A 24055-nucleotide genomic window follows, 5' to 3' on the forward strand; every position below is an offset into this window, starting at 1 on the left:
ATTCACCTCGTCTTAAAAGATACAATATCAGATATCACTACATGAAACTTTCCTCTAGTTCAAAAGCTTCATAAGGTTCAACTAACTCATATCCTAAAAATTCTGCTACTTTTTTTGAAGCCTCGTTATGAGCATCCCAAAGTGGAAACATATCTCTATTTAAACTCTCTAGAATCATTGCAGCACCAAGCTTTTTAGCAAATCCATTTCCTTGTTCGTTTGGTCTAGTTGCAACTTCCACTTCAACTGCTCCACGGTAAACTAACCCTGAGGAAATCCCAGCAATCAGTTCATTATTTTTAAGAATCACAAAGCCAAATCCACCTTTTAAAACAAAATCCTGATAGGACTCAAAATCCCCCTGTAAATCTTGTGACCATTCTTCCTCAGAAAAGCAGTTATAAATATGATTATCAATAGGCACAATATTGCAACCTTCCTCTAAATGAGTAACTAGATTATTTAAAAATTCAACTTGAAAATTTGCCTTATCTTTAAAAGAATAGCGAGTAAAAGAATTTAGCTCCACTTTCCGATGCAGAAAATCTTGCCAATTGGTATTTTCTGAAATAATAATCTTATAATCTAAACCATATTTCCTAACAAAATCTTCCCAAAATCTGGAATCCAACTCCCCTGCTAGGTATAGAAAATTCCCAACATCATAAAAGCTTGTTGTCCTATCACTGTTTCGGTAGACAGTTCCGATTTGAGATTTAAGACCATAGAGAATCATATTTTTCTTCCAAAACTTAGAAGTAAACCTTTCCAAAGTCCTCTTCCCTTAGTGAAAGAGCATAGTTGCCAGATCCAGGATCATAGGCGAAATGAAGAAGGGCTGTTGCCTTAAATCCTTCAGGTATAGCCTCATCGTCAAACCAGGTAAGAGACTTCCTCATCTCATCAAGTGAATCAAAGGAATTGAAAGGAAAGAGATGACGATCATCGTGTACACCCCTTACTTGGGGTTGACCACCGTTGTGCTTGAGATAAAAGTCCAACATAGTTTTTGGCAATTTCTTCCCAAGAATCTCCTCAAATTGTAAAAAATCTTCTTTTGAAATCGGTGAATCTGCATCTAGCACTCTAAACATGATTTCTCCCTACCAGTTTTACAACTCTTCCTCTAAACTCTTATCAATAAAGTCATAGACATTTGCAGCAATTTTTTGCATTTCTAAGGATCCTAAAGCACCTAAGTCATTTTCATAAATGCAATCATCTGCATTTTTCTTGATAAAGTAGGCCAAATCTCCTTCCTGTCCAATCATAAAGTAATCTGGTTCTACTTCCTCAATCTGATAAGTTTCATTACGCTCTTTTAGATCCTCTTTGGCATACAAACAGATACCAGTATCTCCAATTTCATAGGGGTCAATCTCTTCCCACTCTGTTAAAAACTGATAGTAAAGATTGGGCAAGACAAATCCAAACTCATCTCTTTTCATGGCGCACCTCCACATATTTACAAAATAGCAACTCTGCTACTTCAAGCTCCAGCCACCATCAATCATCAGGATTTGTCCCTGCATGGCGCTTGCTTTTCCACTTGCTAAGAAAAGGCTAATCTCTGCTATTTCCTCTGGCTTAATCCAACGCTTGATTGGTGTTTCACTCGACACCCAGTCAGCCAAGCCACCTGGTTCAAAGTCGGCAGCGGTCATAGCTGTCTTGACTGCTCCTGGAGCGATACCAAAGATCTGAATCCCAGCTCCAGCATAGTCTAGAGCCAACTGCTTGGTAAATCCAGCCAAGGCGTGCTTCGAAGAAGTATAGGCATGACCACCACCGCCTGCTAGGCTAGAAGCGATAGAACACATATTGATGATGATCCCCTTTTTATTCTCCAGCATTTGTGTCAAATAATGCCGAGTCAACTCAACAGGAGTCACGTAGTTGATTTCAAAAATCTCATGAATTTCCTGCGCTGATTGTTCCAATAGGGGTTTATAAGCATCCAACACTCCAGCAGTATTGCACAAAATATCTACCTGAGGACACCAGTCAAAAATTGGCTCCAAGTCCAAGGTCAAATCTCTCTGTAAAAAGTGAAAATCACCCTCTAAGAGTGGATTTTCACCTTGGTCAACTCCATAAACTTGATAGTCCTTCTCTAAAAAAAGTCGAGCTTGAGCTAGGCCGATCCCTGAACTCACTCCCGTAATCAATACACGTCTAGTCATGCACTTCTACCCAATCCGTCGCCAAAACATCACAAGGTGTCGGACTCCACATGGAAAAACCTTCTCCTTCTCCAGACACGTTGATTAGGAAATAGGGTGTCACTTCAAGTGCAACCCCGTTTTGTTCAATGGTGTCAAAAAGTTGGACATAGTTTTCAGCACCTCCCCAACCAGTTCGTACATATTTTTTCTTATCCTTTAACCCAGGTAGAATTTCTTCAAATGTCATGTTTTTCTCCTTTAATATCAATAATCCTCCCCTTCATTATAACAAAAAAACCGCTTTGAAACGGCTTTTTGAATGTGATTTATTTACATCTGCTTCTATTTACGGCAAATTATTCCCTGCAGCAAGATAAATTTCATACCATTCTTTTCTTGTTAAGCTAAAGTTTGCCGCTTGGCTAACTTCTCTCAAGTGCTTAGGATTTGTGGTACCTACAACTGCCTGCATTTTTGCTGGATAACGCAATATCCAAGAAACGGCAATAGTTGAAGAGGTTACTCCATATTTAATAGCTAAACGCTCAAGTACTTGATTTAAAGCTTGAAATTTCTCATTTCCAACAAAATTCCCTTTAAAATACCCGAATTGTAAGACAGACCATGCTTGAATGACCACATCGTGTAATTGGCAATATTCAAAAATGCTGCCATCTCGCATAGCTGCTTGACTATCTTCCATATTAACATGAAAACCTGATTCGAATCCTGGAGTAAAAGCAGCACTCAATTGTAGCTGATTAACAGCTAACGGCTGCTTGACATCTTTTTTAAGTAACTCCATCATCATAGGATTTTGATTAGAAACTCCAAAATTTCGAACCTTACCTTGTTTATAAAGGAGATCAAAGGCTTCTGCTACTTGGTCAGATTCCATCAAAGCATCTGGTCGATGAAGAAGCAAGCTATCTAGATGATCAATCTTCAATCTTTGCAAAATTCCGTCAACTGATTTTATAATATAGTCCTTAGAAAAATCAAAATAGGTAAATTCTTCAATGCGAATGCCACATTTTGACTGAATCCACATCTCTTCTCTTAAATCTGGACGATTTTTTAGGACAAGACCTAACAGTTCTTCACAACGACCACGACCATATATATCAGCCAAGTCGAAAGCATTGATTCCAACAGAAAGTGCTGTTTCTACAAGCTCTTCAACTTCTTTTACAGACTTATCTTCTATTCTCATCATTCCAAGAACAATTTCTGATAATTCTTTGTAATCTTGACCAAGAGTTATGTATCTCATCAAATTTTTCTCCTTTAATTTCTAACATTCTTCCCTTCATTATAACAAAAAACCGCTTTGCAACGGCTTTTTGACTATATTTCACTCCATGTTATCTTCTTAAACCCACGGAACAAGAGAAAAATGCCAATAAAAAGAACAGCTAAAGGAATGAATTTTGTAAGGAAAACATTTGAAATTCCCATCCACTCATAGTAACGAAGCAGAGAACCTACCACAAGATGGGCAATAATCATACTAACAAAGGGACGAAAAATCGGTTCTTTCCAATTCCAAATACTGATGACTAGGGAAATCGTAAAGACAGACAAACTATCCCAGGGAGCAGGAAGATAAAATGCTCCTTCTTGTACAAAACTTCCTATTCCTACATATCCCAGAACAACTAGCAGAACAAGAATCCCAACGACAATATAGGTGCCAATTTTCATTTTAGGAGAATCTTGGACTAAGCCCCAACGTAAGATTGTGGCCACAAGAGCAAATCCAATCAGAAAAAGAAGAAGTTGCCCTAAAAAAGTAAGCAAATTGACTGTTAAGAGAGGACCTTTAGAAAAATCACCCAGTAGATGATAGTAACGTAATATCGCTAGGACAAAAATTGGTGTCAAAAGGGACTCCTTGATAGAACTGCGTGGTGCTTCCTTGAGAATCTCTTTCATTATTTTTTTAGGATTCTTACCTAAATAATCCTCTGCACTCATGCCATCTCGTTCTGCTTCTGAGAAATCTAACATCATCAAATAAATCTGCTCTCTGAGATAGTCCTCATCATAGAGAAATCCAGCAAGATTAAAACTATCCCACAGTTCCTCAAAATACTGCTGATTCTCCTCAGAAAACTGATGCAACAAAGCGCTTGTTTCTTCGTAATACTTCATTTTCTTCATGGTTTAACCCCCATTCTTAATCCCTTCTACTTTTTGACTCAAATCGTCCCATTGTTGCCAAAAGACTGAGACACGCTCTTCTCCTTCTTTAGTTAACGAAAAATACTTTCGATCTGGACCATCTGGCGATGGGCGCATATCGCCTCTTATCCATTGATTTTTTTCTAACTTTTGCAACAAAGGATAAATAGTTCCTGGAACGATAGTATCAAATCCAGCCTCTCGCAAAGTCTGAACCAACTCATAACCATACCGCTCTTTTTGACCAATCATATCCAAGACACAACCTTCAAGAACACCTTTTAATAGTTGAGTTTCCTTCATTCCTTCTCCCTTCTAATCTATTCTGTAATACCTACTAGTAGCTTCATCTATAATATACCACTTTCACACTAGTTTGTAAAGCATAATAGTTAAAGAAAAAAACAGAACTAGCATGAACTAGTCCTGTCTATTTTTACCCAATCACACTTCCATTCGGTACAGCTGGATCAACTGTGAGAAGAGTTAATTTTCCATCATGTTCAGCTGATAGGATCATCCCTTGGCTGACATATTTCTTCATCATTTTACGTGGTTTGAGATTGGCAACGATTTGAACTTTCTTGCCGACCAATTCTTGTTCATTTGGATAGTATTTGGCAATTCCTGAGAGGATTTGACGATCTTGACCATCACCAGCATCCAAGCGGAATTGAAGCAATTTATCAGAACCTTCTACTTTAGAAACTTCTTTGACTTCTGCGACACGGATTTCAACCTTGTCAAAGTCTTCAAACTTGATTTCTTCCTTGTTTAGTTTGAGTTCGACTTCGTCTGGATTCCATTCTTTTTCAACAGCTGGCTTATTGCCTTCCATTTGTTCCTTGATATAGGCGATTTCTTCTTCCATATCCAGACGTGGGAAGATTGGTGTTCCCTTAGCAACTACAGTTACACCTGCAGGAAAATCAGCCAAGCTCAAATTTTCAAGGCTAGAAACTTCTGCTAGACCCAGTTGAGTCAAGACTGCACGACTGGTTTCCATCATAAATGGCTCAATCAAGTGAGCTACGACACGAAGGCTGGCTGCCAAGTGACTCATAACACTTGCCAATTGATCACGAAGTGCTTCATCCTTAGCCAAGACCCATGGAGCTGTCTCGTCGATGTATTTGTTAGTACGAGAGATAAGAGTCCAGACTGCTTCAAGTGCTCGTGGGTAGTCGACTGCTTCCATATGGGTATGGTAGTCAGCGATTGATTGTTCTGCGACCTGAGCAAGAGCATTATCAAACTCTGTCACACCTTCTACATAGGCAGGAATTTGTCCATCAAAATACTTGTTAATCATGGAAACCGTACGGTTGAGGAGGTTTCCAAGGTCATTGGCTAATTCATAGTTAATACGGCCAACGTAGTCTTCAGGAGTAAAGGTTCCGTCTGAACCAACTGGAAGGCTACGCATGAGGTAGTAACGAAGTGGATCTAGTCCAAAACGCTCTATCAACATTTCAGGATAGACAACATTCCCTTTAGATTTAGACATCTTTCCGTCTTTCATGACAAACCAACCATGACCAATCAAACGTTCTGGCAATTTGATATCCAACATCATAAGAAGGATTGGCCAGTAGATTGAGTGAAAACGAAGGATGTCTTTTCCAACCATGTGGAAGACTGTTCCGTTCCAGAACTTGTCAAAGTTAGCGTGTTCGTCTTGATCGTAGCCAAGAGCTGTCACATAGTTGAGCAGAGCATCAAACCAAACGTAGACAACGTGTTTAGGATTAGATGGTACCGGAACACCCCATGTAAAGGTTGTGCGAGAAACTGCCAAATCCTCTAAACCTGGCTCGATAAAGTTGCGAAGCATTTCATTCAGACGACCATCTGGAGTGATAAATTCAGGATGAGCTTTGAAAAATTCTACTAGACGATCTTGGTACTTGCTAAGACGAAGGAAATAAGACTCTTCAGATACCCATTCCACTTCGTGACCTGATGGAGCGATACCACCAGTCACATTTCCAGCTTCGTCACGGAATACTTCTGCAAGCTGGCTTTCTGTAAAGAATTCCTCATCTGATACTGAATACCAGCCAGAGTATTCACCTAAATAGATGTCATCTTGAGCCAGCAAGCGTTCAAAGACTTGTGCGACAACTTTTTCATGGTAGTCATCAGTTGTACGGATAAATTTATCGTATGAGATATCTAGTAATTGCCAGAGTTCTTTGACTCCAACTGCCATCCCATCAACATAAGCTTGAGGTGTAATGCCAGCTTCTTCTGCTTTCTGCTGGATTTTCTGACCATGCTCGTCAAGACCTGTCAAATAAAAGACATCGTAACCCATAAGGCGTTTATAACGTGCTAGGACATCACAAGCGATGGTTGTGTAGGCAGAACCGATATGAAGTTTACCAGATGGATAGTAAATCGGCGTTGTAATATAAAAATTCTTTTCAGACATAATTTTTCCTTTCCAGGCAAATGAAACCTGTTTTTCTAACACTTCATTATATCACATTTTTAATGATTTTCGATAGGGAAATCCATACAAAAACAAGATAGACGAGTGTCCATCTTGTTTATTCTATTCATAACGAAGGGCTTCAATTGGATCAAGTTTCGATGCCTTGTTGGCTGGCAAAACTCCAAAAATCATACCCACGCTAGCCGAAACTGCAAGACTAAATAGGGCAACTGGGATTGATACTCCCACTTCTATACCCGCTATCAATCCTTGCAAAAGTAGACCAGCTATAGCTGTTAAGCCTGTCGCAATGGTTAGACCAATAACTCCACCAAGCAAGGTCAAAATCATGGATTCAATCAAAAACTGAATTAAAATATTGGCACGTGTCGCACCCAAAGCCTTACGGAGACCAATCTCACGAGTACGCTCTGTCACCGAAACCAGCATGATGTTCATAACACCAGTCCCCCCAACAAAAAGGGAAATTCCTGCAATGGCACTAATAATCGTAGTTATAAAGCCGAACAATTGTTGTACTTCTTGGAAGGCTGCAGTCGCATCTGCCACCTGATACTCCCCTTGCTGAATACCAGCAATTTCGGTCAATTTTCTAGCTAATTCTGGTCCCACAGTTGGTGTCAAACTGGTATCATTAACCCGGAAGACAATATCAGAAATCTCATCCATATTGAAGTTGTTGGCAAGAGAAATATTAGTCGTAATCGGAAGTCCACCAATACCAAAAGTCTTGGCAGTCTTGGCCTCATCGCTGGTATAGACACCAATGACACGATAGCTAAAGCCACCAACATCTATAACCTGGTTAACAGCTTCTTGAGCAGATCCAAACAGACTATTAGCAAGTTCTTGGTCTAGTAAAATGACACTGGCCACATCTTTATAATCCTGAGCTATAAGACTTCGGCCTGCAACAATTTCATTTTCAACCGCCTTCATATAGGTAATATTCCCACCCGTCAAGCTAGCGCGCTCCACTTTTTTATCTTTATAAGATAAGGTGGTATTCGTTGAGTTGGTTACATAGTAACTATCTACCCCCTTCAGTTTAGCCGCCTCCCTGACCCAAGACTCTTGTGGTTTTGGTGGTTCAACAGGAACTTCCTCTTCTTTCCCAGAAACTGTCAAAGCCGATTGTTTTTGGGTAAAAGAACCGTCTTTACTTTTAATAGGCGAGAAAAAGACATGAATATTCTTCTGTGACTTGGTCATGTTTTTATTGACCTGACGAGACATGGAATCCCCCAGAGCCATAATCACAACAACTGATGAAACACCAATGATAATCCCAATCATAGTAAGAAAAGAGCGCATCTTATGTGCCATGATAGATGAAAAGGCAAATTTCAGATTCTGCATCTTAGTTTTCCTCCTTTTCTAACTGCGCACTGTCAGACGAAATAACTCCATCTCGAATGACAATCTGGCGTTTGGCATAAGCAGCGATTTCAGGCTCATGCGTTACCATGATAATAGTTTTTCCTTCTTTATTTAGTTCAACCAATAGTTGCATGATTTGGTTACCTGTTTTGGTATCCAAGGCTCCTGTCGGTTCGTCCGCTAGGATAATAGAAGGATTGTTTACCAAGGCACGCGCGATAGCTACACGTTGCTTTTGACCACCAGATAATTCCGAAGGCAAATGATGACTACGTTCTGTCAATTCAACCTTGTCTAAATACTCCTCAGCTAACTTGCGACGTTTTGAAGCCGAAACTCCCGCGTAAATCAAGGGCAATTCTACGTTTTGCAGAGCGTTAAGTTTAGATAGAAGAAAAAACTGCTGAAAGACAAAACCGATTTGTTGATTGCGGACCTTGGCTAGTTGTTTTTCACCAAGTCCAGCTACTTCTTGGCCTTCAAGATAATATTCTCCACTGGTTGGTGTATCCAACATACCAATCGTATTCATGAGAGTAGACTTACCCGAACCAGATGGTCCCATGATGGCAACAAATTCACCCTCATTCACTTCTAGGTTGATATTTTTGAGAACCTGCAGTTCTTGGTCACCGTTACGGTAGCTTCTGCAGATATTTTTTAGACTAATTAGTTGCTTCATCAGCCTTCACCTCTTTTCCTTCCTCTAGAGAAGACGTTGGGTTACTGATGACCTTGACTCCATTTGTCAGACCTGAAGTGATTTCTTGGTTGTCTGCATCAGCATTGCCCAAACCAACTTCCACTTTCTTGGCCTTTTTCTGCTCGTCAAGCACCCAGACATAGTTCTTATCATTTTCAGTCACAACACTTGTTAGAGGAACCAAAATGGCTTTACTCTTATTCTTAACCTCAACACTTACTGAGAATCCTTGTTTCAAATCACCGATTTCACTTGTAACATCGATGGTATATGGATATTTAGAACCAGAATTACCACCTGTTGCGGCAGTAGCTGCACTTGCTGCTTCACCACTAGTTTTAGGATAGTCAGAGATATAGCTAATCTTACCTGTCCAGCTCTTATCTTGGTAAACTTTAGAAGTAAAGGTTACTTCTTGTCCTACAGAGAGGTTGGCAAGGTTATATTCAGATAGTTCACCCTTAACTTGCAAGTTTTCATTACTTACGACATGAACGACTACTTGACTAGCTCCTGTTGGAGATTTAGAAACATTGTGGTTGACTTCAACCACAGTTCCCTCCAGGGTACTGAGAACCGTCATGGCATCCAACTGACTTTGAGCCTTACTTAATTGCGCTTCTGCATCTGCACGAGCATCACGGGCATCACCTAGTTGTGCATCAATAGATGAAACTGCATTTCCTGAGACTGGAGCTGGAGTTTGCCCTGCAGCTCCTTCGCCTCCTGCTGGTGCTGGTAACTGTGGAGCCGGAGCTGAAGCGGCTTCATTTCGTGCTTGATTGAGTTCATTGATATGACGATCTGCCTTAGCTACTGCTCGGCTAGCTGAATCATAGGCCGCCTGGGCTTCTGAACTACTGTACTTGACTAAAGCCTGTCCTTCGCTGACCTTATCACCCACAGAAACAAGGATTTCATCTAAATCTCCCTTACTAGCATCAAAATAAACATATTGTTCATTTTTTGCTGTTACTGTCCCTGACAATAAAACAGAGGACGCCACGCTTCCTTCCTTGGCAACAACAAGATGAGTAGGCTCATCTTTTACAGCGGTCTGAGATGGTTGTCTAAAGAGCAAAATCCCCCCAGCACCTAATACAACTACACTTGCAGCACCGATTGCTGCATACAATTGCCACTTTTTAGCTTTACGATTCTTCTTCATAATGAAACTCCTTTTTGATTTAAAGTCCTTAACAATATTATATAAAAATTAGCAAATATAAACAATAACCGTTCAGAACGAAATAATGACATTTCAGGATTTGATTATTGTTCGGAATCTATTTTTATTACCATTGTACTAGTTATAGAATACACTTTATTTTTCCTTTTTGCAAGCCTTTTCTTTAATTTTTTTGAACGTAGCAGATTTTTGCAATCAGATAAAAAAAAAGATAGAATATGACTATCAAAAAATGACACTCTACTATTTCAAAGAGTATAAAGGAGTTTTCAATGAGAGAATACGATATCATTGCTATCGGTGGAGGTAGCGGAGGAATTGCTACCATGAACCGTGCTGGTGAACACGGAGCCAAAGCGGCCGTTATTGAGGAAAAGAAATTAGGTGGAACCTGTGTCAACGTCGGTTGTGTTCCTAAAAAAATCATGTGGTACGGGGCGCAAATCGCTGAGACTTTCCATCAATTTGGAGAAGACTACGGCTTTAAGACTACTGATCTTAACTTTGACTTTGCTACCCTACGTCGCAATCGTGAAGCCTATATTGATCGTGCTCGTTCTTCTTATGATGGCAGTTTTAAACGCAACGGAGTAGACTTGATTGAAGGCCATGCTGAATTTGTAGATTCTCATACTGTCAGCGTAAATGGTGAACTGATTCGTGCTAAACATATCGTGATTGCTACTGGTGCCCATCCAAGTATTCCAAATATTCCTGGTGCTGAGCTAGGTGGCTCTTCTGATGATGTATTTGCTTGGGAAGGATTACCAGAGTCAGTTGCTATTCTAGGCGCGGGTTATATCGCCGTTGAATTGGCTGGAGTACTCCACACCTTTGGTGTCAAGACAGACCTCTTTGTTCGTCGTGATCGTCCTTTACGTAGTTTTGATTCTTACATCGTTGAAGGACTGGTAAAGGAAATGGAAAGAACAAACTTGCCACTTCATACTCACAAAGTCCCTGTCAAGTTAGAAAAAACTACTGATGGCATTACCATTCATTTCGAGGATGGTACTAGTCACACAGCTAGTCAAGTTATCTGGGCTACTGGTCGCCGTCCAAACGTTAAGGGCTTGCAACTTGAAAAAGCTGGAGTAACTCTGAACGAACGTGGCTTTATCCAAGTGGATGAATACCAAAATACTGTTGTTGAGGGAATCTACGCTTTAGGTGATGTAACAGGCGAAAAAGAACTAACTCCAGTTGCTATCAAGGCTGGACGTACTTTGTCTGAACGTCTCTTTAACGGCAAAACAACTGCAAAAATGGATTACTCAACTATTCCAACTGTTGTCTTTTCACACCCTGCTATCGGAACGGTTGGTTTGACAGAAGAGCAAGCTATTAAAGAATACGGTCAAGACCAAATCAAGGTTTACAAATCAAGCTTTACGTCTATGTACTCTGCTTGCACTGACAACCGTCAAGAAACACGTTTCAAATTGATCACAGCAGGTTCAGAAGAAAAAGTTGTCGGACTTCATGGAATTGGCTATGGTGTTGATGAAATGATTCAAGGATTTGCCGTTGCTATCAAAATGGGAGCAACCAAGGCAGACTTTGATGCAACTGTGGCGATTCACCCAACTGCATCTGAAGAATTTGTAACTATGCGTTAATCGAAATAAAAGAAGCTGATACAAATGTATCTGCTTCTTTTTTGATGTTTTCGAATCGATGAAAACAACTTAACCAATAAGCAAAATCGGCCGTTACAGTTTTTGTTACCTTGTTTTAAAAAATTGGTTGACAATAATTACTCTACGAGTATAATAGTTACTATACATCAGAAAAGAGGTTAACTATTTTGAAAAAAGCTCATATTTATGCTATCCCTGCTATTGGAGCTGCTCTCATTGCTGTTTTGGCACAAATCAGTCTTCCAATTGGACCTGTTCCCTTCACTCTGCAAAACTTTGCAATCGGCTTGATTGCAACTGTCTTTAGACCAAGAGAGGCTGTACTTTCTGTTGGACTCTATCTTCTTCTAGGTGCTATCGGTCTTCCTGTTTTTGCAGGAGGTGGAGCTGGTTTTCAGGCTTTAGTTGGTCCTACTGCAGGCTATCTTTGGTTTTATCTTGTTTATTCTGGACTTACATCCTCTCTAACCAACAGCAAGAGTAGTGTTGTCAAGATTTTTCTTGCAAACCTCTTGGGTGATGCCCTTGTCTTTGTCGGCGGGATTCTCAGCTTACATTTTCTTGCTGGAATGGCATTTGAAAAAGCTCTTGTTGTGGGGGTCATTCCCTTTATCATTCCAGACCTTGGTAAAATTATTGCTATTAGTTTTATTAGCCGTCCATTACTTCAACGCCTTAAAAATCAAGCTTACTTTGCTAACTAAAAAAGGATATCGAGTTGTCATGACTCAATATCCTTTTCATTCATTTTGACAACTTAGTTGCCTTTAAAGGCATCCACCATCGTTTGAAATTCTTCATTTGAGAGAGTGATCCCTTTACCCATTTTAGTATGGTCTGGACTCCAAGCACGAATATCAAACTTTGCAGGGGCTCCATTAAAGCTCACACGGTTGATTTCCTTGGTCCAACCTTTTTCGTTTTCAGAAAGAGTCAACAAGTGCTCTTCGATTTCAAATGTAAATTCTGCCATTTTCTTCTCCTTTTTTTGCTTTCATTTGATTATTCGTAAAATCTTGTAGATTTTAGGAAAATTTTATATAATATTGATATAAAAGAAGGGAGGCCAATATGAGACATAAATTCCAGCAAGTTCTAGATAAAATACATGACTTTTTAAATGGACATGACCAACCAGACCAGACTGAAAGCAACTCCCTTACAGCCACTATTGAAGAGGCTATCCAGAAACAAACTGCTGTTCACCTTATCTTGTCTGAGACAAGTTTTACAGGTGACATCATCAAATACGATCAGCAACGCCAGCAAATTATCGTGAAAAATTTTGCTAAAAATGTGACCCGTATTATCCGCATAAGCGATATTCAACGCCTACGATTTGTCCCTTCAACTGTCCAAACAGCCCAAAAAAATAGATTTAAGAAAGAGTGAGATGTAGTTGCTTCATCCCACTCTTTTTTCTTAGCGAATTTGTTCAAAATGTAAATGAACCGCGATATGATCTCCATAACCACTTCTTTCCAAGTCACGTTGTAGACGATAGGAAATGTAGTGTTCTGCTATGGTAATGTAACCTGCACCCAGTAAACGATGTTCAACCATAGACTGAATCATGCTGATGGTAGCACGTTCCACCTTGGCCTCTTCCAAATCCAAAACCACTTTCTTAGTGACTTGTGCAAGGTTTTGACGCAAATCATCTGTCAATACATAGACAGTCTGGGCTGCCTTTAAGATAGCTTGGTAAATCTTATCTGGATTAAATTCAGCAATTTCACCATCACGTTTGATTACTTGCATAGGTATCTCCTTTATTCTTTGTTTTCTTTAATTTCTGCCAGCATTTTTTCTTCTTCTGCTGTCAGTTGATAATGTTCAAGCAAATCCGGTCTGCGCTCGTAGGTTTTCTTTAAACTCTCATACAGGCGCCACTGACGAATCTTTTCATGGTGTCCACTCATCAGTACATCTGGCACGACCATCCCTCGATAATCGTAGGGGCGTGTGTACTGAGGGTATTCGAGAAGGCCTGAAGAAAAACTATCATCTTGGTGGCTAGACTCCTTGCCAATCACTTCTGGAATCAGGCGAACCGTCGCATCAATCATGGTCATGGCTGCCAACTCTCCACCAGTCAAGACATAGTCCCCCAGGGAAATCTCATCTGTCACCAAGGTCTTAATACGCTCATCATAACCCTCATAGTGCCCACAGATAAAGATTAACTCTTCCTCTTGAGCCAAATCCTCAGCATAGGCCTGATCAAACTGCTTTCCAGCTGGATCGAGGAGAATAACGCGCGGATTTTTCTTTTCAATAGCATCAAAGGAATCGAAAATGGGTTGGGCTCGGAGCAACATCCCCTGACCGCCTCCGTAGGGCTCATCGTCTACATGGCGGGCCTTTTCAGCATTTTCTCGAAAATTATGATACTGGATATCCAAGAGCCCTTTTTCTCGAGCCTTTCCAACAATTGAGTGTTCCAGTGGAGAAAACATTTCTGGAAAGAGGGTTAAAATATCAATCTTCATCGTCTAACCCTTCTAAGATTTCCACATCGACCCGTTTATTTGGAATATCAACATTGAGAACCACTGGTGGGATATAAGGCAATAATAAATCACGCTTGCCTTTTCGCTTGACCACCCAGACATCGTTGGCACCTGGTTGCAGGATTTCCTTGATGGTTCCAATCAAGTTATCACCCTCATAGACTTCCAAACCGATAATCTCGTGATAATAAAATTCACCATCGTCTAGGTCATTTAAATCTTCCTCAGCAACCTTGAGACTGTATCCCTTGTACTTTTCAATAGCATTGATATGGTACATATCTTTGAATTTAATAATGTCAAAATTCTTCTGTTTACGGTGACTAGCGATAGTCACTGTTTGAACAAACTGATCTTTTTCATCAAATAAAGCTAGCTCAGCCCCTTTTTTAAACCGTTCTTCTGCAAAATCCGTCACAGACAAGACTCGCATCTCACCCTGCAACCCCTGCGTATTGACGATTTTCCCAACATTAAAGTAGTTCATCTTGTCTCCTGTACTCTATTTCTTTCCATCTTATTCTGACAATTCTCGAATAATAGTCACAATTTTTTCTGATTCTGACCATTGTAAATAATGGTGATTCCCTCCTAAAATGAGTTTAGTATTGGAAGTCCAATATTCTGATTCTCTGTACTCTTTTTCTCTATAAGCCTGACAAAAAATAAATACAGGGGTACAAGTTTCTATCGACAAATTCTCAAAATCTTCCTCAGTAATCTCTCCAGATATCTGAAATCCTGGATCTTGATTTTCCAACTCTGAGCCTTTTCCCTGCATTATTTCCCAGATTTCTTTATTAATTTCAGGTCTAAATGTTGCTTGAGTTAAGTTCTTAAAATAAAGTTTAGGACCACACTCCTCAATCAGCCTCATCTGCTCTTCCATTTCTGGATAAGGATTTTCTGAAAAATCAGCAAACATGACGTTTTTAGTTGTCGGTTCAATTGCTACTAAAGCATGACACTTAATTGGTTTGTTGAGCAATTTGCAAGCTAAAATTCCACTCAAACTATGTGCACAAAGTATATATTCAGAAATCCCTAATTCTTCAAATACTTCATAAACCGCATCTGCAAGATTATCTAGATTTTTTCCAGCTTGGTCATGAATCGGACTCCTACCTGTGTTCGGAAAATCAATAGTCAAATAACCAATTGTAGGAGGAAGTTTTTCAAGTATAAGTGAAAAATTTTCATAACTTGGTAGCAAACCTGCGCCACTTAAACAAACTAGCATTTTCTTTTGCTTTTGATAAGTAACAGAGAGACTACCAATTTCTGTAGATACTTCAAACCTCTTCATAAAGAAATCCACTCATTCTATATAATGAATTATTAAAAATCCTTATCCTTTATTTTATCACGTTCCAAAGATTTTCTCAAGTTGGAGGAAGATACATAGAGGTGTCGCTATAGTCCAAAAAGTGCTAATAGTTTCCTCTTTAATGTTAATTTATATTTGAAAGATGAGATATTCACATTCCCATTATACATATTACTATAAAATGTATACTCGCCAATTTCACCCTGACTTGTTTTCCATTTCATTCTTAAACTAGGCATATTCTCTGGTAAATTTGTATGAATCAATAAGCATGTATAATTCTTTAAATTTTTAACTGTATGCAGTTTATCATTATCAACTAAACGATTACTTTTTGAATCATAGATTAAAGAATAAAATTCTATAATTTCAATATCAACTTCCTTTGGATAAAAAATCAAATGGTTATAATGTTTATCATTTTCATCATGTTTAAACTCATATATATGATGAAATCTCGTATGTAAGGAATCAAATTCGATTGGTTTAATTACCTGAATTTCGATATTATTGATATAGGCCTTATTCTGAAACGTTATCTTTATAATCACAGCAATAAATGTTGCAATTTGTAAAATTCGTAATAGCCAATCAATATACATTGACCAATCTATGTTAAAAACACAATCAATATTCATTCTTTTTTCAGTTTTCTTTCAAAAAGCCTTCCAAATCTCGTTCATGCTGATATTTGATAGCCGCCTTTTTGTCTTTTTCAAAAATGGTCTTGGTTAGATCTATGTCGTTGATGGCCACAATTGCGACAGTGTAGTGAATGATATCAGCCAATTCTTTTGCTAGTTCCTCGTTCGAATCTTGAACTCCCTCTTTTCGACCAGAGCGTCCATTTAAAACCTCAGCAACTTCTTCTACTAGCTTAATAAAAAGCCCTTCTTCTGTTCTAGATTGTCGGTAATGGTCAAGTAAATATTCCTCTAGTTGTCTAACTGTTAAATCTCTCATTCTTTCTCCTTGCAAAAAAAGCGAGACATTCGTCCCGCCCTTCTTATTTTTCGTCAATAACGATTCTTACTTTTTTGTCTTCAGTTGGGACAGAGTAGACAATCGTTCTTATCGCAGAAATAGTGCGACCCTTACGACCGATTACACGACCCACATCGCTTTGATCAAGATCCAAATGATATTCCAAAAACTCTGGTGTATCTTCAATCTTGATAGTTAAGGCATCTGGTTGTGAAATCAAGGGTTTCACAATCGCAATAATGAGATTTTCAATCGTATCCATCTGTCAACCTACTTTAAATTTATTTTGAGAATTTAGAATCGTGGAATTTCTTCAATACACCTTCTTTTGAAAGGATGTTGCGAACTGTATCTGAAGGTTGAGCTCCATCAGCCAACCATGCAAGAACGCGGTCTTCTTTCAAAGTTACTTGGTTTTCAGCAACAAGTGGGTTGTAAGTTCCAACTGTTTCGATGAAACGTCCGTCACGTGGTGAACGTGAATCTGCTACGTTGATACGGTAGAAAGGTTTTTTCTTAGAACCCATACGAGTCAAACGGATTTTAACTGCCATTTTTAAAGTCTCTTTTCTTATTTTTTATTTCGGTGAAATAGCTGAGCTATTTATCACATGTTCTATTATAGCAGATTTCTGGCAGGTGTCAAGAAAAAAACTTGACAGACTATAAAATTTTTAAACCATTTAGAAATTTGTTAGAAGTAGGAAATAAATGTTTGAAAGAAGCTATCCGTGAATACTATTTTAGAAACATTTTATAAAGACCATCAAGTCAAGCCCTTCATGACAACTTTTCAGAAGAGGAATTGGCAATCGTGGATACAAATTGACTCCAAAGGGGGAGCAGATACTGGAACAATGCAAGGATATTATCGACCGTCATCCAAAGAAGAATCTCTAATCAAGTAATTTTGGGTTGGATTCCTCTTAAACTACCTTGTCACTAACATTTGAAATCCCCTTCCTTTTAAGGTACAATGGTAGAAATGAATTTTTGAGAGGATCAGAATGAAAAAACTAGCAACACTTCTTTTACTATCCACTGTAGCTCTAGCTGGATGTAGCAGCATCCAACGTAGTTTGCGTGGTGATGACTATGTGGATTCCAGTCTTGCTGCCGAAGAAAGTTCTAAAGCAGCAGCCCAATCTGCCAAGGAGTTAAATGATGCTTTGACAAACGAAAACGCCAATTTCCCACAACTATCTAAAGAAGTTACTGAAGATGAAGCCGAGGTGATTCTCCACACGAGCCAAGGTGATATTCGCATTAAGCTCTTCCCTAAACTCGCTCCTCTAGCGGTTGAAAATTTCCTCACTCATGCCAAAGAAGGCTACTATAACGGTATTACCTTCCACCGTGTTATCGATGGCTTTATGGTCCAGACTGGAGATCCAAAAGGGGACGGTACAGGCGGTCAGTCCATCTGGCATGACAAGGATAAGACAAAAGACAAGGGAACTGGTTTTAAAAACGAGATTTCTCCTTATCTTTATAATATCCGTGGTTCACTTTCAATGGCTAATACTGGTCAACCAAACACCAATGGCAGCCAGTTCTTCATCAACCAAAACTCTACAGATACCTCTGCTAAACTCCCTGCAAGCAAGTATCCAAAGAAAATCATCGAAGCCTACAAAGAAGGGGGAAATCCTAGTCTTGATGGCAAACACCCAGTCTTTGGTCAAGTGATTGACGGTATGGATGTTGTAGATAAGATTGCTAAAGCCGAAAAAGATGAAAAAGACAAGCCAACTACTGCTATCACAATTGACAGCATCGAAGTGGTGAAAGACTACGATTTTAAATCATAAAAACCAAAAAATACAGTATCCACATTCGGTACTGTATTTCTTTTATCCTCATTTTTAAGTTAGATTATTAAAATCCCATATTTGGTCCATCCAGCCTTCATAGAAGTCTGGTTCGTGACAGACCATAAGGATAGATCCCTTGTATTCTTTGAGAGCACGTTTGAGTTCATCCTTGGCATCCACATCCAAGTGGTTGGTCGGCTCGTCCAGCACTAAAACGTTGTTTTCACGATTCATCAAGAGACAGAAACGAACCTTGGCTTGTTCCCCACCTGACAAGACCTGAATTTGGCTTTCAATATGCTTGGTTGTCAAACCACAACGGGCAAGGGCTGCACGAACTTCTGCTTGGTTGAGAGCTGGAAAGGCATTCCAAACAGCCTCTAGTGGTGTTTGACGATTGCCACCTTCTACTTCTTGTTCAAAGTAGCCAAGTTCTAGGTAGTCTCCACGTTCAACCTCTCCAGCGATTGGTGGAATAATGCCCAATAGGGACTTCAAGAGAGTTGTTTTCCCGATGCCATTTGCCCCGATAATAGCAACCTTTTGATTACGTTCAAAGGTAAGATTTAAAGGCTTGGTCAGAGGACGATCATAACCAATTTGCAAATCCTTGGCTTGGAAAATAAAGCGCCCTGGTGTACGAGCCGGTTTGAAATCAAAGGATGGTTTTGGTTTCTCACTTTGCAGTTCGATAATATCCATCTTATCCAATTTCTTCTGACGAGACATGGCCATATTTCGTGTTGCAACACGCGCTTTGTTTCGAGCGACGAAGTCCTTGAGGTCCGCAATCTCTTTCTGCTGACGTTCGTAGGCTGCCTCTAGCTGAGATTTCTTCATAGCATAGACTTCTTGGAACTGGTAGTAATCACCAGAATAACGCGTCAGCTGTTGATTCTCCACATGGTAGACAATATTAATCACGTCGTTCAAGAATGGAATATCATGCGAAATAAGGACAAAGGCATTCTCATAGTTTTGGAGATAGCGCTTGAGCCAGTCAATATGCTCAGCATCCAAGTAGTTGGTCGGCTCGTCCAAAAGCAAGATATCGGGCTTTTCAAGGAGGAGTTTAGCCAAAAGCACCTTGGTTCTTTGCCCACCTGACAAAGAAGTTACATCCGTATCCATGCCAAAGTCCATGACACCAAGGGCGCGCGCTACTTCATCAATCTTAGCATCCAAGGTATAGAAATCACGACTCTCCAGACGGTCTTGAAGTTCTCCCACTTCTTCCATGAGAGCATCAACATCCGCTCCATCTTCAGCCATTTCCATATAAAGGTCATTGATCCGGGCTTCCGCTTTGAAAAGCTCATCAAAGGCTGTACGGAGAACATCGCGTACCGACTGCCCTTCAGCAAGGACTGAGTGTTGATCCAAGTAACCCGCAGTCACATATTTGGACCACTCAACCTTTCCTTCATCTGGCAGCATTTTACCAGTCACAATGCTCATAAAGGTTGATTTTCCTTCACCATTGGCACCGACCAGACCGATATGTTCTCCCTTAAGGAGGCGGAAGGACACATCTTCAAAAATTGCACGGTCACCAAAACCATGACTCAGATTTTTAACTTCTAAAATACTCATTTTAATTCCTTATCTTGTTTTTATGTAATTGTTTATAGAGAAGCCAAGACAGATAGCCACCCAAGGTATTGGTCCACAAATCATCAATCTCAAAGACGCGATTAAAATCAAAGAAAAAATCTAAGACTAACTGCGTACACTCAATTCCTAGGCTTATAAGAAAACTGAAAAAGATCACTTTTCTTGTCTTACGCAAATTTGGAAGGAGATAAAGGAGTTGGAAAATCAGAGGAAAAAGTAAGAAGACATTGAGGATATTTTGTAGAAAAAGCCAACATAATTGTCCTATGTCACTCACCTCACCCAGTTTCCAGAGAGAATTGAAAGGAGTCAAAAGAAAAACCAGGCGTCCAAGATGCTGAATACCTGGAGTTTCCACCCCCACGGGAGAATGTTCTTGAGGAGTAAAGCAAAAGTAAACGATACAAATACTATAGAAAATGACTCCCCAGACCAAAATACGATTATAAGTCTTCTTCATCATTAAGGATTGACTGCTGCGACTGCTTTCTGGCGGTCACGTTTCATTGTATTAGAACGCAATTGTCCACAAGCTGCATCAATATCAGTACCATGCTCTTGACGAACAACACAGTTAACACCTTTTTTCTTAAGCGTATCATAGAAGGCCAGGACGCGCTCTTTAGGACTACGGCTATATTGGTCATGCTCACTAACTGGGTTATAAGGAATCAAGTTTACATAAGACAATTTCTTGATATTCTTGAGCAATTCAGCCAATTCCAAGGCTTGTTCTACACCATCATTGACTTCATTGAGCATGATATACTCAAAGGTTACACGACGATTGGTTGTTTCGATATAATACTCAATAGCAGCAAAGAGTTTTTCAATCGGAAAGGCACGGTTAATCTTCATGATGCTTGAGCGCAGTTCATTATTAGGTGCGTGAAGGGAAACGGCAAGATTGACCTGAACTCCTTCATTAGCAAAATCACGAATTTTATGGGCCAAACCTGAAGTTGAAACCGTAATGTGACGAGCACCGATGGCCATTCCCTTGTCATCATTGATAGTACGAACGAAATTCAAGACATTGTTGTAGTTATCAAAGGGCTCACCGATTCCCATGACAACGATATGGCTGACGCGTTCGTCCTGACCACGCTCATCGAAGTATTTCTGAACCAGCATGATCTGCGCTACAATTTCACCGTTATTAAGGTCACGTTGCTTCTTAATCAAGCCTGACGCACAGAAGGTACAACCAATATTACAGCCAACCTGAGTGGTCACACAGACTGACAAACCATAGTGTTGACGCATGAGTACAGTCTCGATCAACATACCATCAGGCAACTCAAAGAGATATTTGACAGTCCCATCAGCAGACTCTTGAACAATACGTTGTTTCAAGGGATTGACCACAAACTGGTCATTGAGCTTAGCAATCAAATCTTTTGAAAGGTTGGTCATTTCTTCAAATGACTGAACACGTTTACGATAGAGCCATTCCCAGATTTGATCTGCACGGAATTTCTTTTCTCCCTGCTCCAATACCCATTCCTTCATGGTTTGACGTGTTAAACTATAAATTGACGGTTTCATTTCTTCTCCTTATTCTCTACTCACTTCTGACGAATGACAAAATGACGTTGCCCCTTGTCCTCTTTCTGAGAATGCTGGTCTTTCTGACGACGTCTATTTTTCTTATCTGCATTCGGTTTTCGTTTGGTTTGAGTCGGCTTCTTTCCTTTTCTAGAAGGCAGTTCTTCTTCCTTCTTACGCATTTTCTTGTCAAATGATGCTCGCTTAGGGGCTTCATTTTCTAAGACAAAATAGGCACAACCATAACTACAATACTCTAAAAGATAGTCTTGTAAACGACTGATTTTTTCAAGATTTTCCTCTGTTCGGTCATCCTTGTAAAACCCTCGTAGGCGAAGCTGTTCGTTGCTCCAGTCCCCCACGATATAATCAAACTTGGTTAAGACTTCTGAAAAACGCTGATTAAAAGCCGTCACATCAAAGGCATCCTTGATATTTTCCACCAAGGAAAAAGCTATCCCTTCCGTTTCGACCTTGTCCCCATGCAAATGGAACTCAGGACCAGGAAACTTGTTATAGTTGTATAATTCAGGTGCAATTTCTTTTCGCATAGATATCCTTTTTCCACGATTACTTAATACTTTATTCTACCATAATTTCTAGCAGTTAGCACGTTTCTCATAAAAATGAAAAAAGTCTGACGATTTTATCAGACCAGAATCATATAACCTAAAAAAGAGAAGAACAATTCTTCCCTCCATATACCATTATTTAGCAGCTGCGTACAATTCATCTACTTTGTTCCAGTTGATCACTGAGAAGAAAGCTTTGATATAGTCAGGACGCACGTTGCGGTATTTCACGTAGTAAGCATGTTCCCAAACGTCCAAGCCCAAGATCGGTTTTTTACCTTCTGAGATTGGTGTGTCTTGGTTTGCTGTTGAAGTCACTTCAAGTTTCCCTTCTTTGTTGACAACCAACCATGCCCATCCAGAACCGAAGCGAGTTATAGCTGCTGCTGAAAAGGCCGCTTGGAAGTCTTCAAATGAACCAAATGTTGCATCGATTGCTGCTGCAAGTTCTGCTGATGGAGCTGTTTTTTCAGGGGTCATCAATTCCCAGAAAAGAGCGTGGTTCAAGTGTCCACCACCATTGTTGATAAGTGCTTGACGGATATCAGCTGGGATAGATTCTACATCAGCAAGCAAGGCTTCAAGGTCTTCACCGATTTCAGGGTGTTTTTCAAGAGCTGCATTAGCGTTGTTGACATAAGTTTGATGGTGTTTGTCATGGTGCAAGTGCATTGTTTCCGCATCGATGTATGGTTCCAAAGCGTCGTATGCATATGGAAGATCTGGTAAGATAATAGCCATCTGTAATACCTCTTTTTCTTTCTATATGAAAATGATAACGCAAACATTCACTTTTTTCAAGTTTTTTGCTTATAGATGAAGAAATCACTGAGATACTTTCTAATAAAACAGGCAAATCAGCAAGAAACCCACGACAAGATAATTTTGACGCGGGTTAAAAAATTTTTTCAGATAGGATTAATTGACCTGACTAGCAATCTGTAGGAGTGCCTTTTCAAAAAGGAAACCTTTTTCATAAAGACCTGTCTTAATCTGATAATCTGTCTCAATCAAATAAGAAATAGCTTGCTTCAGAAAGCTCAAGGAAAGTCCTCGCGAATCTCTCAGCGCAAACTTGATTTGATAGGGATTGGGAGTGCGTCCCAGATAACTACCTAGACTACTTGCAATCTGTGATTCTGTTTGCCCAGACTCCGACAAAATCTTCACCTGAGTAAAAGTCCGAAATTGTCCTAACATGACTGCAATGAGCTTGATTTCATCTTCTCCTTGCAAGGTCAAGTCTCTAACCAAATCGCGCGCCTGGTCCATCTTTTTAGTCAGAATAAACTGAGTTAAATCAAAAATATTGTCCTGCAAGGTCTTGGGAATTGCGTTAACAATATCCTCTTCCTCGATAACAGAGTCTTCCTTATAGGACTGTAAAAAGAGGAGATTTTTCTGGATTTCGCTAAATTGAAAACCCGACTTGATGAGAAGATTTTCAAAAGAATGATTGGTAAAATGCAGACCTTGTTTCTGGCTCCACTTTTGGAAATACTGACGCAATTCTTGTTCTTTGGCTTCTACTGCATCAAAGACATGAGCATCACGCTTCAGCAATTTAACCAACCGTCTTTTGCTATCCAGCTTTCCTTCAGCAAAGATTAACAACTTGGTTGTTGGTGAAGGATTGTCAAGGTATTCCTCAAATGACTTGAGCTCATCATCTGTCAAAAAGCGTTTTTTTGCAGTCGTGATATCGACAAAATGATCCAATATCACGATTTTCTCATCCGCAAAGAAAGGAAGGCTGACTAACTCCAGTTCCACATCCTTGTAAACTACTTCTTTCATATCAAAGTAGGCAAAGTTGAGGTCAGCAGAATCATAGCCAATCTGTTTCAATACTTGACTCTTCATCACTTCAAACTGACCCTGATCTGTCCCTGTAAATAGGCTCAGACTAGGTAAATTTGATAAAGTCAACTTCTGACTTTCTTCAATGGCTAGCATCTTCTCTC

At 39.7% G+C, this 24055-nt stretch carries 30 protein-coding genes and 1 pseudogene; 4 read left to right on the top strand and 27 right to left on the bottom strand.

The window, feature by feature from the left end; all coding sequences use genetic code 11:
• Nucleotides 1-37 precede the first annotated feature (37 nt).
• The 12 genes and pseudogenes from ACLNCP_RS01960 to ACLNCP_RS02015 form a co-directional block, all read right to left on the bottom strand.
• Nucleotides 38-772, bottom strand: coding sequence for a GNAT family N-acetyltransferase (locus ACLNCP_RS01960; protein ID WP_261069917.1), 735 nt, complete (start codon nt 770-772; stop codon nt 38-40).
• Nucleotides 756-1094, bottom strand: a pseudogene (locus ACLNCP_RS01965) (SMI1/KNR4 family protein); the annotation flags it as partial. The gene ACLNCP_RS01960 and the pseudogene ACLNCP_RS01965, both read right to left, overlap by 17 nt.
• An 18-nt stretch (nt 1095-1112) precedes the next feature.
• Entirely contained in the window at nt 1113-1448 is a 336-nt protein-coding gene (locus ACLNCP_RS01970; RefSeq protein ID WP_261011871.1) for a hypothetical protein, read from the bottom strand.
• Nucleotides 1449-1484: 36 nt separating this feature from the next.
• Complete coding sequence (locus tag ACLNCP_RS01975) at nt 1485-2183, bottom strand: 3-oxoacyl-ACP reductase (protein WP_424843958.1); 699 nt, start codon at nt 2181-2183, stop codon at nt 1485-1487.
• The gene (locus ACLNCP_RS01980; RefSeq protein WP_000141924.1) at nt 2176-2412 is read right to left on the bottom strand and encodes a DUF2829 domain-containing protein; all 237 of its coding nucleotides are present in this window, start codon (nt 2410-2412) and stop codon (nt 2176-2178) included. Before ACLNCP_RS01980 ends, ACLNCP_RS01975 begins: the two co-directional genes overlap by 8 nt.
• Before the next feature lie 99 nt (nt 2413-2511).
• Nucleotides 2512-3438, bottom strand: coding sequence for an aldo/keto reductase family oxidoreductase (locus ACLNCP_RS01985; RefSeq protein WP_261030103.1), 927 nt, complete (start codon nt 3436-3438; stop codon nt 2512-2514).
• A 74-nt stretch (nt 3439-3512) separates the two neighbouring features.
• Nucleotides 3513-4328, bottom strand: a complete 816-nt coding sequence (locus tag ACLNCP_RS01990) for a hypothetical protein (RefSeq protein WP_424843959.1) — start codon at nt 4326-4328, stop codon at nt 3513-3515.
• 3 nt (nt 4329-4331) lie between these two features.
• Nucleotides 4332-4652 (bottom strand): PadR family transcriptional regulator, encoded by a 321-nt coding sequence (locus tag ACLNCP_RS01995; RefSeq protein ID WP_000665422.1) that lies wholly within the window; start codon nt 4650-4652, stop codon nt 4332-4334.
• Nucleotides 4653-4785: 133 nt separating this feature from the next.
• Nucleotides 4786-6783 carry a methionine--tRNA ligase gene (gene metG / locus ACLNCP_RS02000; RefSeq protein WP_424843960.1) on the bottom strand — a complete coding sequence of 666 codons (1998 nt, stop codon included), beginning with the start codon at nt 6781-6783 and terminating at the stop codon, nt 4786-4788.
• A gap of 123 nt (nt 6784-6906) precedes the next feature.
• Nucleotides 6907-8166 (bottom strand): ABC transporter permease, encoded by a 1260-nt coding sequence (locus ACLNCP_RS02005; RefSeq protein ID WP_125453000.1) that lies wholly within the window; start codon nt 8164-8166, stop codon nt 6907-6909.
• A 1-nt stretch (nt 8167) separates the two neighbouring features.
• Nucleotides 8168-8869: an ABC transporter ATP-binding protein gene (locus tag ACLNCP_RS02010; protein ID WP_000811471.1), complete on the bottom strand. Its 702-nt coding sequence runs from the start codon at nt 8867-8869 to the stop codon at nt 8168-8170.
• Nucleotides 8853-10061, bottom strand: coding sequence for an efflux RND transporter periplasmic adaptor subunit (locus ACLNCP_RS02015; RefSeq protein ID WP_033684942.1), 1209 nt, complete (start codon nt 10059-10061; stop codon nt 8853-8855). Before ACLNCP_RS02015 ends, ACLNCP_RS02010 begins: the two co-directional genes overlap by 17 nt.
• 290 nt (nt 10062-10351) lie before the next feature.
• Here ACLNCP_RS02015 and gor point away from each other — a divergent pair, with 290 nt between their 5' ends.
• Complete coding sequence (gene gor / locus ACLNCP_RS02020) at nt 10352-11698, top strand: glutathione-disulfide reductase (protein ID WP_023946413.1); 1347 nt, start codon at nt 10352-10354, stop codon at nt 11696-11698.
• A 188-nt stretch (nt 11699-11886) separates the two neighbouring features.
• Complete coding sequence (locus tag ACLNCP_RS02025; protein ID WP_023946412.1) at nt 11887-12423, top strand: biotin transporter BioY; 537 nt, start codon at nt 11887-11889, stop codon at nt 12421-12423.
• Nucleotides 12424-12476: 53 nt separating this feature from the next.
• Here ACLNCP_RS02025 and ACLNCP_RS02030 read toward each other — a convergent pair whose 3' ends face one another.
• Nucleotides 12477-12692: a YdbC family protein gene (locus ACLNCP_RS02030; protein ID WP_000807422.1), complete on the bottom strand. Its 216-nt coding sequence runs from the start codon at nt 12690-12692 to the stop codon at nt 12477-12479.
• 98 nt (nt 12693-12790) lie between these two features.
• Between ACLNCP_RS02030 and ACLNCP_RS02035 the strand changes: the two genes are divergently transcribed.
• Nucleotides 12791-13111, top strand: coding sequence for a hypothetical protein (locus ACLNCP_RS02035; protein ID WP_001216096.1), 321 nt, complete (start codon nt 12791-12793; stop codon nt 13109-13111).
• A 30-nt stretch (nt 13112-13141) separates the two neighbouring features.
• Here ACLNCP_RS02035 and ACLNCP_RS02040 read toward each other — a convergent pair whose 3' ends face one another.
• The 8 genes from ACLNCP_RS02040 to rpsP form a co-directional block, all read right to left on the bottom strand.
• Nucleotides 13142-13480: an ATP cone domain-containing protein gene (locus ACLNCP_RS02040; RefSeq protein WP_001196040.1), complete on the bottom strand. Its 339-nt coding sequence runs from the start codon at nt 13478-13480 to the stop codon at nt 13142-13144.
• An 11-nt stretch (nt 13481-13491) separates the two neighbouring features.
• Complete coding sequence (gene trmD / locus ACLNCP_RS02045) at nt 13492-14211, bottom strand: tRNA (guanosine(37)-N1)-methyltransferase TrmD (protein ID WP_138029520.1); 720 nt, start codon at nt 14209-14211, stop codon at nt 13492-13494.
• Complete coding sequence (gene rimM, locus ACLNCP_RS02050) at nt 14201-14719, bottom strand: ribosome maturation factor RimM (RefSeq protein ID WP_001105890.1); 519 nt, start codon at nt 14717-14719, stop codon at nt 14201-14203. The genes trmD and rimM overlap by 11 nt, the downstream gene beginning before the upstream one ends.
• Nucleotides 14720-14749: 30 nt before the next feature.
• Complete coding sequence (locus tag ACLNCP_RS02055) at nt 14750-15538, bottom strand: alpha/beta fold hydrolase (protein ID WP_424843961.1); 789 nt, start codon at nt 15536-15538, stop codon at nt 14750-14752.
• 107 nt (nt 15539-15645) lie between these two features.
• Nucleotides 15646-16197, bottom strand: a complete 552-nt coding sequence (locus ACLNCP_RS02060; protein ID WP_424843962.1) for a hypothetical protein — start codon at nt 16195-16197, stop codon at nt 15646-15648.
• Between the two features lie 7 nt (nt 16198-16204).
• On the bottom strand, nt 16205-16522 hold the full coding sequence (locus ACLNCP_RS02065) for a MazG nucleotide pyrophosphohydrolase domain-containing protein (protein ID WP_424843963.1): 318 nt from the start codon (nt 16520-16522) through the stop codon (nt 16205-16207).
• Between the two features lie 43 nt (nt 16523-16565).
• Nucleotides 16566-16805, bottom strand: coding sequence for an RNA-binding protein KphA (gene kphA, locus ACLNCP_RS02070; protein ID WP_000379617.1), 240 nt, complete (start codon nt 16803-16805; stop codon nt 16566-16568).
• A 19-nt stretch (nt 16806-16824) separates the two neighbouring features.
• Nucleotides 16825-17097: a 30S ribosomal protein S16 gene (gene rpsP, locus ACLNCP_RS02075; RefSeq protein WP_000268760.1), complete on the bottom strand. Its 273-nt coding sequence runs from the start codon at nt 17095-17097 to the stop codon at nt 16825-16827.
• A gap of 453 nt (nt 17098-17550) precedes the next feature.
• Here rpsP and ACLNCP_RS02080 point away from each other — a divergent pair, with 453 nt between their 5' ends.
• Nucleotides 17551-18354: a peptidylprolyl isomerase gene (locus tag ACLNCP_RS02080; RefSeq protein ID WP_424843964.1), complete on the top strand. Its 804-nt coding sequence runs from the start codon at nt 17551-17553 to the stop codon at nt 18352-18354.
• 54 nt (nt 18355-18408) lie between these two features.
• Here the strand turns inward: ACLNCP_RS02080 and ACLNCP_RS02085 are convergent, their stop codons facing one another.
• The 6 genes from ACLNCP_RS02085 to holA form a co-directional block, all read right to left on the bottom strand.
• On the bottom strand, nt 18409-19950 hold the full coding sequence (locus tag ACLNCP_RS02085; protein WP_000025378.1) for an ABC-F family ATP-binding cassette domain-containing protein: 1542 nt from the start codon (nt 19948-19950) through the stop codon (nt 18409-18411).
• 1 nt (nt 19951) lies between these two features.
• Nucleotides 19952-20434 (bottom strand): VanZ family protein, encoded by a 483-nt coding sequence (locus tag ACLNCP_RS02090; RefSeq protein WP_084950376.1) that lies wholly within the window; start codon nt 20432-20434, stop codon nt 19952-19954.
• Nucleotides 20434-21519: a 23S rRNA (adenine(2503)-C(2))-methyltransferase RlmN gene (rlmN, locus tag ACLNCP_RS02095; protein WP_424843965.1), complete on the bottom strand. Its 1086-nt coding sequence runs from the start codon at nt 21517-21519 to the stop codon at nt 20434-20436. The genes ACLNCP_RS02090 and rlmN overlap by 1 nt, the downstream gene beginning before the upstream one ends.
• A 20-nt stretch (nt 21520-21539) precedes the next feature.
• Nucleotides 21540-22070 carry a YutD family protein gene (locus tag ACLNCP_RS02100; protein WP_424843966.1) on the bottom strand — a complete coding sequence of 177 codons (531 nt, stop codon included), beginning with the start codon at nt 22068-22070 and terminating at the stop codon, nt 21540-21542.
• Nucleotides 22071-22226: 156 nt separating this feature from the next.
• A complete protein-coding gene (sodA, locus tag ACLNCP_RS02105) occupies nt 22227-22832 on the bottom strand; it encodes a superoxide dismutase SodA (protein ID WP_424843967.1) in 606 nt (201 codons plus the stop codon).
• A gap of 177 nt (nt 22833-23009) precedes the next feature.
• Nucleotides 23010-24047 (bottom strand): DNA polymerase III subunit delta, encoded by a 1038-nt coding sequence (holA, locus tag ACLNCP_RS02110; RefSeq protein ID WP_424843968.1) that lies wholly within the window; start codon nt 24045-24047, stop codon nt 23010-23012.
• Nucleotides 24048-24055: the final 8 nt, after the last annotated feature.

This window comes from Streptococcus sp. CL6.35 (genome assembly GCF_049737915.1).
Taxonomy (GTDB): domain Bacteria; phylum Bacillota; class Bacilli; order Lactobacillales; family Streptococcaceae; genus Streptococcus.

Coding starts and splice junctions, on each gene's coding strand:
- gor (WP_023946413.1), top strand. CDS start 10,352: ATGAGAGAATACGATATCATTGCTATCGGTGGAGGTAGCGGAGGAATT.
- ACLNCP_RS02065 (WP_424843963.1), bottom strand. CDS start 16,522: ATGAGAGATTTAACAGTTAGACAACTAGAGGAATATTTACTTGACCAT.
- metG (WP_424843960.1), bottom strand. CDS start 6,783: ATGTCTGAAAAGAATTTTTATATTACAACGCCGATTTACTATCCATCT.
- ACLNCP_RS02100 (WP_424843966.1), bottom strand. CDS start 22,070: ATGCGAAAAGAAATTGCACCTGAATTATACAACTATAACAAGTTTCCT.
- ACLNCP_RS01985 (WP_261030103.1), bottom strand. CDS start 3,438: ATGAGATACATAACTCTTGGTCAAGATTACAAAGAATTATCAGAAATT.
- ACLNCP_RS02055 (WP_424843961.1), bottom strand. CDS start 15,538: ATGAAGAGGTTTGAAGTATCTACAGAAATTGGTAGTCTCTCTGTTACT.
- ACLNCP_RS01975 (WP_424843958.1), bottom strand. CDS start 2,183: ATGACTAGACGTGTATTGATTACGGGAGTGAGTTCAGGGATCGGCCTA.
- ACLNCP_RS02010 (WP_000811471.1), bottom strand. CDS start 8,869: ATGAAGCAACTAATTAGTCTAAAAAATATCTGCAGAAGCTACCGTAAC.
- ACLNCP_RS02035 (WP_001216096.1), top strand. CDS start 12,791: ATGAGACATAAATTCCAGCAAGTTCTAGATAAAATACATGACTTTTTA.
- ACLNCP_RS01970 (WP_261011871.1), bottom strand. CDS start 1,448: ATGAAAAGAGATGAGTTTGGATTTGTCTTGCCCAATCTTTACTATCAG.
- ACLNCP_RS01995 (WP_000665422.1), bottom strand. CDS start 4,652: ATGAAGGAAACTCAACTATTAAAAGGTGTTCTTGAAGGTTGTGTCTTG.
- ACLNCP_RS02085 (WP_000025378.1), bottom strand. CDS start 19,950: ATGAGTATTTTAGAAGTTAAAAATCTGAGTCATGGTTTTGGTGACCGT.
- rimM (WP_001105890.1), bottom strand. CDS start 14,719: ATGAACTACTTTAATGTTGGGAAAATCGTCAATACGCAGGGGTTGCAG.
- sodA (WP_424843967.1), bottom strand. CDS start 22,832: ATGGCTATTATCTTACCAGATCTTCCATATGCATACGACGCTTTGGAA.
- kphA (WP_000379617.1), bottom strand. CDS start 16,805: ATGGATACGATTGAAAATCTCATTATTGCGATTGTGAAACCCTTGATT.
- ACLNCP_RS02030 (WP_000807422.1), bottom strand. CDS start 12,692: ATGGCAGAATTTACATTTGAAATCGAAGAGCACTTGTTGACTCTTTCT.
- ACLNCP_RS02090 (WP_084950376.1), bottom strand. CDS start 20,434: ATGATGAAGAAGACTTATAATCGTATTTTGGTCTGGGGAGTCATTTTC.
- rlmN (WP_424843965.1), bottom strand. CDS start 21,519: ATGAAACCGTCAATTTATAGTTTAACACGTCAAACCATGAAGGAATGG.
- ACLNCP_RS02060 (WP_424843962.1), bottom strand. CDS start 16,197: ATGAATATTGATTGTGTTTTTAACATAGATTGGTCAATGTATATTGAT.
- ACLNCP_RS02005 (WP_125453000.1), bottom strand. CDS start 8,166: ATGCAGAATCTGAAATTTGCCTTTTCATCTATCATGGCACATAAGATG.
- trmD (WP_138029520.1), bottom strand. CDS start 14,211: ATGAAGATTGATATTTTAACCCTCTTTCCAGAAATGTTTTCTCCACTG.
- ACLNCP_RS01990 (WP_424843959.1), bottom strand. CDS start 4,328: ATGAAGAAAATGAAGTATTACGAAGAAACAAGCGCTTTGTTGCATCAG.
- rpsP (WP_000268760.1), bottom strand. CDS start 17,097: ATGGCAGTTAAAATCCGTTTGACTCGTATGGGTTCTAAGAAAAAACCT.
- ACLNCP_RS01980 (WP_000141924.1), bottom strand. CDS start 2,412: ATGACATTTGAAGAAATTCTACCTGGGTTAAAGGATAAGAAAAAATAT.
- ACLNCP_RS02040 (WP_001196040.1), bottom strand. CDS start 13,480: ATGCAAGTAATCAAACGTGATGGTGAAATTGCTGAATTTAATCCAGAT.
- holA (WP_424843968.1), bottom strand. CDS start 24,047: ATGCTAGCCATTGAAGAAAGTCAGAAGTTGACTTTATCAAATTTACCT.
- ACLNCP_RS02080 (WP_424843964.1), top strand. CDS start 17,551: ATGAAAAAACTAGCAACACTTCTTTTACTATCCACTGTAGCTCTAGCT.